General features: G+C 61.4%; 7 protein-coding genes. 6 read left to right on the top strand and 1 reads right to left on the bottom strand.

Annotated elements, in window-relative coordinates; genetic code table 11:
- Positions 1 to 72: 72 nt before the first annotated feature.
- The gene (locus N2597_RS21020; RefSeq protein WP_038686115.1) at positions 73 to 489 is read left to right on the top strand and encodes a MarR family winged helix-turn-helix transcriptional regulator; all 417 of its coding nucleotides are present in this window, start codon (positions 73 to 75) and stop codon (positions 487 to 489) included.
- 111 nt (positions 490 to 600) lie between these two features.
- Here the strand turns inward: N2597_RS21020 and N2597_RS21015 are convergent, their stop codons facing one another.
- Positions 601 to 2,934 carry a bifunctional diguanylate cyclase/phosphodiesterase gene (locus N2597_RS21015; RefSeq protein ID WP_096763460.1) on the bottom strand — a complete coding sequence of 778 codons (2,334 nt, stop codon included), beginning with the start codon at positions 2,932 to 2,934 and terminating at the stop codon, positions 601 to 603.
- 212 nt (positions 2,935 to 3,146) lie between these two features.
- On the opposite strand from N2597_RS21015, the gene N2597_RS21010 reads away from it, so the two are divergent.
- The 5 genes from N2597_RS21010 (at position 3,147) to dnaK (ending at position 11,157) form a co-directional block, all read left to right on the top strand.
- Positions 3,147 to 4,535: a dipeptidase gene (locus N2597_RS21010; RefSeq protein WP_183598656.1), complete on the top strand. Its 1,389-nt coding sequence runs from the start codon at positions 3,147 to 3,149 to the stop codon at positions 4,533 to 4,535.
- A gap of 384 nt (positions 4,536 to 4,919) precedes the next feature.
- On the top strand, positions 4,920 to 5,609 hold the full coding sequence (locus N2597_RS21005; protein WP_039617237.1) for an SH3 domain-containing protein: 690 nt from the start codon (positions 4,920 to 4,922) through the stop codon (positions 5,607 to 5,609).
- A gap of 487 nt (positions 5,610 to 6,096) precedes the next feature.
- Complete coding sequence (locus tag N2597_RS21000) at positions 6,097 to 6,318, top strand: hypothetical protein (RefSeq protein WP_077995101.1); 222 nt, start codon at positions 6,097 to 6,099, stop codon at positions 6,316 to 6,318.
- A gap of 262 nt (positions 6,319 to 6,580) precedes the next feature.
- Positions 6,581 to 8,902, top strand: coding sequence for a transglycosylase domain-containing protein (locus N2597_RS20995; protein WP_096763462.1), 2,322 nt, complete (start codon positions 6,581 to 6,583; stop codon positions 8,900 to 8,902).
- Positions 8,903 to 9,240: 338 nt separating this feature from the next.
- Positions 9,241 to 11,157, top strand: coding sequence for a molecular chaperone DnaK (gene dnaK, locus N2597_RS20990; RefSeq protein ID WP_038686106.1), 1,917 nt, complete (start codon positions 9,241 to 9,243; stop codon positions 11,155 to 11,157).
- Positions 11,158 to 11,212 lie beyond the last annotated feature (55 nt).

Here is an 11,212-nt window from a genome sequence, read left to right as displayed (position 1 = left end):
CGTCCTATACGATTTGCTGCATTGTCTCCGGCATGGTTTTGCGCCTAACTTGCAGTCATGGGATTTAACCGTATGGATTCGGGAGCTTACCTCGCCAGCCAGCTGGCGAAGGGTTTTGCCCGCTCGCTGCACCGGCGCGCGGTTGTGCTCGGTTTTTCCCCCGGTCAGTTTCCCATTCTGCTGGAACTCTGGGGCGAAGACGGCCTGACCCAGAAACAGCTTCTCGAGCGGGTCGATATCGAGCAGGCGACCATGGCCAATACGCTGTCGCGGATGGTCCGCGACGGGCTGATCGAACGCCGGCCGCATCCATCCGACAAGCGGGCGCAGCTGATCTTCCTGACGCCGAAAGCACGTGCCATGGAAGCCGAGGCGATCGAAAGCGCGCGCGAGGCCGACCTCGCGCTGTTCAAGGGCTTCCGGACTTTCGAGCGCGAGCTGACGCTCGAATATATCCGCCGTCTGCTGGAAAACGCCAAGGCGCTCTGAGCGGCATTACTCGCCGGCAAGACGGGTGGGTTGCCGCCACGGTAGCGACGGATCGTCCCTTAGCCTTTTGTTTTTATGCATGTCGTTGTCCCGGAACCGCTGCGACATGCATTAGGCTGTCGAGGACAGGAGGCTTTCGCGGGCAGCGAGCTTGGTGCTCGGCTCGACATCCGGTCTGCCGAGCAAAAACCCCTGTACCTGTGCACAGCCTTCTTCGACGACGATCTGGCGCTGCGTCTCGGTCTCGACGCCCTCGGTCACCACTGGCATGCCGAGACTGTGACCGAGGCCGATGATCGCGCGCACGATCGAACGCGCCGCCGCGTCATGCTCCAGCATGCCGGTGAAGCTGCGGTCGACCTTGATCTTGTCGAAAGGGAAGGTTCGCAGGTTCGAAAGCGAGGAAAAACCGGTGCCGAAGTCGTCCATGACGATATGAACACCCAGACTGCGCAGACGCTGCAGCGTGGCCATCACCCGGTCGCGATCCCGGATGAGAGCGGCCTCGGTGATCTCGATTTCCAGCCGGCCGGGCGCAAGCCCGGTTTCCTTGAGGATGGCCTCGATCCGCTCGCAAAGGTTTGGCAGCATGAACTGCACCGGCGAAACGTTGACGGCGATCGTCAACGGATTCGGCCAGCGCGCGGCCTCCTTGCAGGCCTGCTGCAACACCCATTCGCCGAGCTGGACGATCGAGCCGCTTTCCTCGGCGATCGGAATAAAGATATCCGGCTCGCTCAGGCCGTGGCCCGGACGGTTCCAGCGCATCAAGGCCTCGTAACCGCTGATCTCGCCGCTCTGTGCATTGAGAACCGGCTGATAGCTGACATGGATCTGATTGCGGGTGATGGCGTGGCGCAGTTCGCTTTCGATCTGGCGGCGGGCTCGCGTCGCCTCGTCCATTTCCGCATTGAAGAAACAGGCCTTGCCGCGACCACCGTGCTTGACCCGATAGAGTGCGATATCGGCGTTATTGCAGATCTCGTCCGGATCGCTTCCGTCGGCCGGGTAAAGGGCAATACCGAGGCTGACGCCGACGGCGGTCGGGTCGCGCGCCATGTCCATCTCGGCGGCGAATTCGTCGAGGATCGCGGCTGCGAGCTTCTGCGCGGCCGCCGGTTGCTGTCCGGCGGACTGAATGATGGCAAATTCATCGCCGCCGAGACGGGCGATCGTATCGCGTTCGTCGGCCACGCGACGCAGGATCGAGGCGACTTTGCAAAGAATGCGGTCACCCTCGGCGTGGCCGAAGATATCGTTGACGGTCTTGAAGCGATCGAGATCGATATAGAAGAGAGCAACCTCGCTGTTTTTCCCCTTGGCCATCTGCAGTGCCTGGCGGATGCGCTTATCGAACAACGACCGGTTTGGAAGGTCGGTGAGAACATCGTGGTGGGCGAGGTGCTCGATAATCTCCTCGGCCTGTCTTCGCTCCGTAAGATCGCGCACCGCCAGCACGTCGCAGTTGTGGCCGCGATAGACGATCCTGCTCGTGTTCACTTCGACGGCGATCTCCCTGCCGTTTCTGGTGTTGAGCAGCGTCTCGCCGGGCCCGTTCTGTCCCTGGAGGGCGGTTAAGACAATGGACGGCGCCTTGCCCGAGAGATCCGCAAGCTTCCAGCCGGAAAGTCCCTGAAAGCGTTCGTTGGTATCGATAATCCTGCCTTCCCGCAGGATCAGCAATCCTTCCTGCGACGCATTTGCCAGCCCCCTCAGATCCGTCAGGTGGCTTTCGACAAAGACCAATGAAATAGCGATCAGAATGAGAGCCGTGGCCGCCACCACGACGATTGCGGCCAGCAGGCTGGTATCCAGCACCGTTGCCGGAACCTCTTTGCCGGGATCCGGCACGAGTGTGATGCTGGCCATCGAAATAAAGTGGAGGGCGCAGATCGCAAGGACGAAGGTGACCGACGAGACGAAGAGCCGTCTCAGTCCCTTCAACTGGAAGAAGGCGTGGAAGGCAATGCTCGACAGCAGCGCCCCCGCGAGTACCGCACTCAACGTCATGTACGGATCGTAGAGGATGTCAGCCTGTGTCTCGATCGCCTGCATGCCGGTGAGGTGCATCGAGGCGATGCCGAGCGCCATCAAGACTCCGCCTTGGAAGCGCGAAAAATTGCCTCGGCTTCGCGAAGCGACGAGGATTGCCGCCCACGAACCGACAACCGACAAGAGGAAGGAAAGCGCCGTCAGGCCGAGCTGGTAGCTGATCGGCATGCCGCCGTCATAGGCCAGCATCGCGATGAAATGAGTTGCCCATACGCCGGTGCCGAAGGCGAAAGCCGACGCGCCGATCCAAAGCTTGCGACGCCCGGCATCGCATTCCCCGGCGCGGGAAAGCGGCAGCATCGCTGCCATCGCGCCGATCAGGCAGACCGCGGCCGCCGCGAGCACCAGCCGCCAATCGTGATAGTCGCGAATACAAGTAATGACCGAAAACATCTCGCCCCTCGTACAGCTGAATTCGGTCACGTTAGTTTGGTTGTGCTAAATAACTGTAAATTGAATTAGGATGTTCTTCTATACATCTAGCAAATCTTCCCGACGCTGATCCAGACCTGCTCACCTCCGCCGCGCCCAGTTTTGCTTTTTCCGCCTCGCTTGCCCTGCTGGTTTGGTCTATCGTCCGGCCAAATTTCAAAAAGGAGTCGAAAATGACGGATGTACAACAGGTGCTTGCACGCGCGGATCAGAACCTTTCCTCGAGTCTCGAAAAGCTGTTCGAGCTTCTGCGCATCCAGTCGATTTCCACCGATCCCGCCTTCAAGGCGGAATGCCGCAAAGCGGCCGAATGGCTGGTCGCCTATCTCCAGGGAATCGGCTTTTCCGCTTCGGTGCGTGACACGCCCGGCCATCCGATGGTGGTCGCCCACCATGCCGGGGCATCCGCCGACGCGCCCCATGTTCTGTTCTACGGCCATTACGACGTGCAGCCCGTCGATCCGATCGAGCTCTGGGAAAACGATCCCTTCGAGCCGTCGATCAAGGATATTGGCGAGGGCCGCAAGATCCTGACCGGCCGCGGCACATCCGACGACAAGGGCCAGCTGATGACCTTCGTCGAAGCCTGCCGCGCCTATAAGGAGATCAACGGCTCGCTTCCCTGCCGCATCACCATTCTCTTCGAAGGCGAGGAAGAATCGGGCTCGCCGTCGCTGAAACCTTTCCTCGAAGCCAACGCCGCCGAGCTGAAGGCCGATTATGCGCTTGTCTGCGATACCGGCATGTGGGACCACGACACGCCGGCCATCGCCGCGGCGCTGCGCGGCCTCGTCGGCGAGGAAGTGGTCGTGACGGCCGCCGACCGCGACCTGCATTCCGGTCTGTTCGGAGGGGCTGCAGCAAATCCGATTCATATTCTCGTCGAGGCGCTTGCCGGCCTGCGCGACGAGTCCGGCCGCATCACGCTTGACGGTTTCTATGACGGCGTCGAGGAGACACCCGACAACATCAAGGCGTCATGGGAAACGCTCGGCAAGAGCGCGGAAAAATTCCTCGGCGAAGTCGGCCTTTCCATTCCCTCCGGCGAGAAGGGCCGGTCGGTGCTGGAGCTGACCTGGGCGCGGCCGACCGCCGAAATCAACGGTATCTGGGGCGGATATACCGGCGAAGGCTTCAAGACGGTGATCGCCGCCAAGGCTTCGGCAAAGGTTTCGTTCCGGCTCGTCGGTACCCAGGATCCGACCGCCATCCGCGAGGCCTTCCGCAACTATGTCAGGTCGAAAATTCCGGCCGATTGCTCGGTCGAGTTTCATCCGCATGGCGGCTCGCCAGCGATTCATCTCTCCTATGACTCGCCGCTGCTGACCAAGGCAAAGACCGCACTTTCCGACGAATGGCCGAAACCCGCCATCGTCATCGGCATGGGCGGCTCGATCCCGATCGTCGGCGATTTCCAGAAGATGCTCGGCATGGAATCGCTGCTCGTCGGCTTCGGCCTCAGCGACGACCGCATCCATTCGCCGAACGAAAAATACGAGCTTGTCTCCTATCACAAGGGCATCCGCTCCTGGGTGCGGATTCTTCAGGCCCTTGCCGCCTGAGAGAGACTGACGCGTCGCAGCACGAATAATCGCGACAACAAAAAGGCCGGTTCAAACCGGCCTTTCGTTATCCGCTCGTCTCAGTGCCAGTTCATCCGTGGTCAAGGAGCAAGCGGTATTGCCATGAGACTGCCTTCGAAAGGTTAACGAGCGGTTAACGACACCTGCACAAGCATTTCCGCATCGAGAACGCCATATCGCATCACAAAATCCCCCTCGTTCAAGCTGCGTTCATCGGGAAGTCAGTATAACCTTTTGAAAGACAAGGAAAATGGTGACGCCCTAACAAATGCCGGCGATCGCTCTATCTTTGCGCATATGGCATATGCCGCAAACAAGCGCAGCCAAGCGCTGCCGAAAACACGCCAACCAGGAGTGAGAAGCGTGAAAAACCTCATCGTCAAGATCGCCGCGGCCGCGCTGCTTGTGCTGGCTCCGGCAATAGTACAGGCCGCCGAGGGCTACTCGACGGCGAATGTCAACATGCGTGCGGGACCAAGCACGCGCTATCCCGCCGTCGCAGTCATCCCCGCCGGCTCTTCGGTCGAAATCCGTGGATGTCTTTCCAACGTCAACTGGTGCGACGTCGAATTCTACGGCGGCCGCGGCTGGGTTTCCGGGCAGTATGTGCAGGCCGTCTACCAGCAACGCCGTGTCTATGTCGGTCCGCAATATTACCGTCCGCTGGGCATTCCGATGGTTACGTTCAGCGTCGGCAATTATTGGGACCGCTACTACCGCGGCCGCGATTTCTATCGCGAGCGTGACCGCTGGAGCCGCGGCCCGGACTACTATTACCGCGACCGCGACTACCGGGACCGGGATTACCGGCCGCGGGAGTATCGGGATCGGGATTACCAGGCCCGCGAGTACCGGGATCGTGACCGCGACCGGCGCGACGACGCCCGCAGGGAGGAACGCCGCAGAGAGGTCCGCAGGGATGATGACAACAGGAGTTCGAATTTCCGTGATCTGCCGCAGTTCAGGGGCGGGAAGGCCGATACCTACAACCGCCCGGATCCCAGGGCTTCGCCCTTTGTCTGCCGTCCGGGCGATCCGTCCTGCGACAACTGAAATATCGAGGGCGGCAGCAATGCCGCCCTCTCTGCATAGACGGGTCCAATGCGACAGCAGTGCCAGAAAAAAAGCCCGGCGCTCCTTGGGGGGATGCACCGGGCCTGATGTCGATCGGCCGCGTTGAGGGGAGACGGCCGATCTAGGCGGGACGTGAGGGGGTGTCCCGCTGCTCAATAAACAATCGTCGAGCCTATTGGTTCCACCCTGCGCATAATTCCTTAAATCAGAAATCGCATTTGATCGATGCAACGCGTCGTTGGTCTTTGTGCATGCCGGGTGTGGCCGCAAGGGCGATCCGAAACGGGCGCGATCTGCCGGCCTCAGCGCGAGTGACGAAGGCAGCGCGGCAGCGGCTACGTTGGTCCGCGCGAGGTTATAGGCAATTTGCTGTGAGTATAGCCTGCCGCTCTTGTTTTGCCGGGTTGCTTATAACAATTTTGCGGAATTGCGGATCGATTCTGATCCGTTCGAGGCTGGAACCCTGATGACGCAAGACTACCTGGCTTTCTTCGGGCTGTTCGGCCCTCGGGCGGCCGCCACGGACGTTGCCGTTTGGCATAGATACAACCCCATCCTTCCCGTACGCCTGACTGATGGGGCCAGCCTCAACCCTTCCGGCCAGATCTGGCGCCGCTTTCATCTCGGCGAGTGGGAATATAAGCAGGATCCGGAAACGCCCGACGATTACGAGGCCCGCCAATATTGAAGAGACGATTTAACGGGAGGCGGCGCGACGCCCTCGTTTGCCGCCCTTTAACACCCCGTTAAATCGCCGCAATTAAAGTTCAACCGGATGATCGCGTCGCCCGCTGCGTCGTTCCTTGAACTGGAATCGGTTGAAGGCAAAATCACGCAGCCCTTCAAAGTGCTACAGCGTTCTTGCGCGTCCGGAAAGACACGCGGCGCTGCAGGGGCGCCGTTATGCGAAGTGGGCTTCGCGATCGAACAGGGGATGCGACCGGTCGGCGATGGCAGGCAGAGGCAGATCAAGCGACAGAATAGAACCGTCCTTCAGCGGCCGCCCGGCCCGCGACGATGACGAATTTTCGCTGGATGCCGATGACCGCGTCATCGGCAGCAGATCGGCGCGGCGCGGCGGTTCCAGGCCGCCACCGCAGCGTCCCGCCCGCCAGCGGCGGCGCGAGCCGCGCGAGCTTGAAGGCGGCGGCTTTTTCAGCTTTCTGCGCCGTGTGGTCTACTGGTGCGTCGTGCTGTTCATCTGGGCCGGGATCGGCGTTGCCGGGCTTGTTGTCTATTATGGTTCGCGCATGCCGAGCGCCAGCACATGGGCGATTCCCGAGCGGCCGCCGAACGTCAAGATCACCGCCGTCGACGGCAGCGTCATTGCCAATCGCGGCGCCACCGGCGGCGAGGCGTTGTCGCTCGAAAACATGTCGCCCTATATTCCCGAAGCCGTCATCGCCATCGAAGATCGGCGTTTTTATTCGCATTTCGGCGTCGATCCGCTCGGTCTCGGCCGGGCGATCGTCACCAATTTCACGGCCGGCCATATGGTGCAGGGCGGCTCGACACTGACGCAGCAGCTCGCCAAGAACCTCTTCCTCTCCCCGGAAAGAACGCTGGAGCGCAAGGTGCAGGAAGTGCTGCTCGCCCTGTGGCTGGAGCAGAAATATACCAAGGACCAGATCCTTGCGATGTATCTTAACAGGGTGTTCTTCGGATCGAACGCCTATGGCGTCGAGGCGGCGTCGAGGCGCTATTTCAACAAGTCGGCGCGTGATGTGAACCTCGGCGAGGCCGCCGTGCTGGCCGGCCTGCTCAAGGCGCCGTCGCGGCTTTCGCCGGCCCGCGACGCGGACGCCGCGAATGCACGCGCCCAACTCGTGCTCGCGGCGATGCGAGAGCAGGGCTTCATCACCGATTCCGAGGTCAAGACCGCGATGTCGCAGACCCCGGCTTCGGCCAAGAGCTACTGGTCGGGCGCCGGACACTACGTCGCTGACATGGTGATGGATCAGCTGCCGGGCCTGATCGGCGACGTCAAGGAAGACGTCATCGTCGATACGACAATCGACAAGTCGCTGGAAAAAAAGGCCGAGCAATCGCTGGTCGACGTGCTCGACAAGGAAGGCGGCAAGCTCGACGCCTCGCAGGCAGCCCTCGTCTCGATCGACGGCACCGGCGCGATCCGGGCGCTGGTCGGCGGCAGGGATTATGCAACGAGCCAGTTCAACCGCGCCGTCAAGGCCAAGCGCCAGCCGGGATCCTCGTTCAAGCCTTTCGTCTATGCCGCAGCGCTGGAAAAGGGACTGACGCCCTTTTCGGTATTCAACGACGCGCCGATCCGCATCGGCGACTGGACTCCGGAGAATTACGAGAAGAAATACAATGGCGAAGTGACGCTCGCCACTGCGCTTTCGAGGTCGCTGAACACGGTTGCCGCCCAGCTGGTGATGTATGATGGGCCGGACCAGGTGATCAAGCTCGCCCACCGGCTCGGCATCGAAAGCGAGCTGCAGCCGAACGCCTCGATTGCGCTCGGGACATCCGAAGTGTCGCTGATGGAACTCACCGCCTCCTATGCCGCCTTCATGAACGGCGGCTACAAGGCGACGCCGCACGTCATCCGCCGGGTGACGACCGCAGACGGCAAGGTTCTTTACGAAAATACCTATGACAGCCCGCCGCGTGTGCTGTCCGAGCAGATCGCCGCGCAGATGAATGCGATGATGATGGGCGTTATCGACAACGGCACCGGCAAGAGCGCCAAGATCCCCGGCTGGCAGGCGGCGGGAAAGACCGGCACGACGCAGAATTCACGCGACGCTCTCTTCGTCGGCTTCACCAGCAACCTCACGACAGGCGTCTGGTTCGGCAATGACGACGGCAAGCCGATGAAGAAGGTGACCGGCGGCGGCCTGCCGGCCAAGGCCTGGAAGGAATTCATGATCGCCGCCCACAAGGGTCTTTCGCCGGCGCCACTGTTCGGCAACGGCCAGCTGATCGGCGATCCCAACGGCCAGCCGATGGCGCAGACGGCGCCCGACGGCGGGCAGCCGGTCACCGCCGAGGTGCCGCCCATGACGATCGGCGGCATCATTTCCGGCGTCTTCGGCGGCAACGAGAATGCCAACCGCTACCCGCAGGCGCCTGTACGGCAGCCGACGGCAACAGCCGGAAATGGTCCGATTCCGCCTGCCGACGTTGCCGAAGGTAATGGCGGCGGGTACGGAAACGTGGTGCCGCCCGGCGATGTCGGGGCGCCGCAAACGACCTCCTCCGTGCAGCCGCGACGCACCACCCTGCTCGATCTCATCATGGGCCAGTGAGAACCTTGCGGCATGCCCGGTGCAAGCCCGATCCCTTAATGTGCAGCGCGTTCTTTCAGTCGCAAAACCGCTGTCCATTCTGCGGGACGTACTCAGAAATCAGCCGCTTTCCCGATATGGACGGACCTCTTTCCCGGCGACCGGCAAAATTGAAGGCAACACATTCGTTTTGCTGGATTCCGGGCTATTTCCCGCCTTGCAGTCCAGAAAACCGCTCCTTATATACGCCGCATCACCGCAATCACGATTGCGTAATCTTAAGTAGGCCCATCCCGTAAGGGGCTGTCAGGGAAATGCCTTCTGGGGGTTCCGACAGCTTGCTTCAAGGAGAGAATGACATGGCAAAAGTAATTGGTATCGACCTTGGAACGACGAATTCCTGCGTCGCAGTCATGGACGGCAAGGACGCGAAGGTCATCGAGAATGCGGAAGGTGCGCGCACGACCCCTTCCATGGTGGCCTTTTCCGATGATGGCGAACGCCTCGTCGGCCAGCCGGCCAAGCGCCAGGCGGTCACCAACCCGACGAACACGCTCTTTGCGGTCAAGCGCCTGATCGGCCGCCGCTACGAAGATCCGACCGTCGAGAAGGACAAGCATCTCGTCCCCTTCAGCATCGTCAAGGGCGACAATGGCGACGCCTGGGTCGAAGCCAACGGCAAGGGCTACTCGCCCGCACAGATTTCCGCGATGATCCTTCAGAAGATGAAGGAAACCGCCGAATCCTATCTCGGCGAAAAGATCGAGAAGGCCGTCATCACCGTCCCGGCCTATTTCAACGACGCGCAGCGCCAGGCAACCAAGGATGCCGGCAAGATCGCCGGTCTTGAAGTGCTGCGCATCATCAACGAGCCGACCGCTGCCGCGCTCGCCTACGGTCTCGACAAAAAAGAAGGCAAGACGATCGCCGTCTACGACCTTGGCGGCGGCACCTTCGATATTTCGATCCTCGAGATCGGCGACGGCGTCTTCGAAGTGAAGTCCACCAACGGCGATACCTTCCTCGGCGGTGAAGACTTCGACATGCGTCTCGTCGAATATCTCGTTGGCGAATTCAAGCGCGACAACGGCATCGACCTGAAGAACGACAAGCTTGCCCTGCAGCGCCTCAAGGAAGCTGCCGAAAAGGCCAAGATCGAGCTGTCGTCCTCGCAGCAGACCGAAATCAACCTGCCGTTCATCACCGCTGACGCTTCCGGCCCGAAGCACCTGACGCTGAAGCTGACCCGCGCCAAGCTCGAAAGCCTGGTCGACGATCTCGTCCAGCGCACGATCGCGCCCTGCAAGGCAGCCCTCAAGGATGCCGGCGTCACCGCCGCCGAGATCGACGAAGTCGTTCTCGTCGGCGGCATGAGCCGCATGCCGAAGGTGCAGGAAGTCGTCAAGCAGCTGTTCGGCAAGGAGCCGCATAAGGGCGTCAACCCGGATGAAGTCGTCGCCCTCGGCGCCGCCATCCAGGCCGGTGTTCTCCAGGGCGACGTCAAGGACGTTCTGCTCCTCGACGTCACCCCGCTGTCGCTCGGCATCGAGACGCTCGGCGGCGTCTTCACCCGTCTGATCGAACGCAACACGACGATTCCGACGAAGAAGAGCCAGACCTTCTCGACCGCCGAGGACAACCAGCAGGCCGTCACCATCCGCGTTTCGCAGGGCGAGCGTGAAATGGCTGCCGACAACAAGCTGCTCGGCCAGTTCGACCTCGTCGGCCTGCCGCCGTCGCCGCGCGGCGTACCGCAGATCGAAGTGACCTTCGACATCGACGCCAACGGCATCGTCCAGGTTTCGGCCAAGGACAAGGGCACCGGCAAGGAACAGCAGATCCGCATCCAGGCTTCGGGCGGTCTCTCCGACGCCGACATCGAGAAGATGGTCAAGGATGCCGAGTCGCATGCAGCTGAAGACAAGAAGCGCCGCGAGGCCGTGGAAGCCAAGAACCAGGCCGAAAGCCTGATCCACTCGACGGAAAAGTCGCTGAAGGATTACGGCGACAAGGTCTCCGAAGCCGACCGCACGGCGATCTCGGATGCGATCGCCGCGCTGAAGACGGCATCGGAAGCCTCCGAACCGGATGCTGACGACATCAAGGCCAAGACCCAGACGCTGATGGAAGTGTCGATGAAGCTCGGCCAGGCGATTTATGAAGCACAGCAGGCCGAAGGCGGCGCTGCTGCCGATGCCTCCGCGGAAGGCGGCGACAATGTCGTCGACGCCGACTACGAGGAAATCAAGGACGACGACCGCAAGAAGTCCGCGTAATTCGCGGCGGCGTGGTAATGCTTCAACACCTGATCCGGCTGCTCACCATGGCAGC

The sequence above is a fragment of the Rhizobium sophoriradicis genome, from assembly GCF_025200795.1.
Lineage (GTDB): Bacteria > Pseudomonadota > Alphaproteobacteria > Rhizobiales > Rhizobiaceae > Rhizobium > Rhizobium sophoriradicis.
The sequence above is the reverse complement of the archived record's forward strand: the minus strand, read 5'-3'. Positions and strand labels throughout refer to the sequence as shown.

Bases quoted from the DNA above. Each gene is read 5' to 3' on its own strand.
- N2597_RS20995 (WP_096763462.1), top strand. From the start codon at position 6,581: ATGGCAGGCAGAGGCAGATCAAGCGACAGAATAGAACCGTCCTTCAGC.
- N2597_RS21020 (WP_038686115.1), top strand. From the start codon at position 73: ATGGATTCGGGAGCTTACCTCGCCAGCCAGCTGGCGAAGGGTTTTGCC.
- N2597_RS21000 (WP_077995101.1), top strand. From the start codon at position 6,097: ATGACGCAAGACTACCTGGCTTTCTTCGGGCTGTTCGGCCCTCGGGCG.
- N2597_RS21010 (WP_183598656.1), top strand. From the start codon at position 3,147: ATGACGGATGTACAACAGGTGCTTGCACGCGCGGATCAGAACCTTTCC.
- dnaK (WP_038686106.1), top strand. From the start codon at position 9,241: ATGGCAAAAGTAATTGGTATCGACCTTGGAACGACGAATTCCTGCGTC.
- N2597_RS21015 (WP_096763460.1), bottom strand. From the start codon at position 2,934: ATGTTTTCGGTCATTACTTGTATTCGCGACTATCACGATTGGCGGCTG.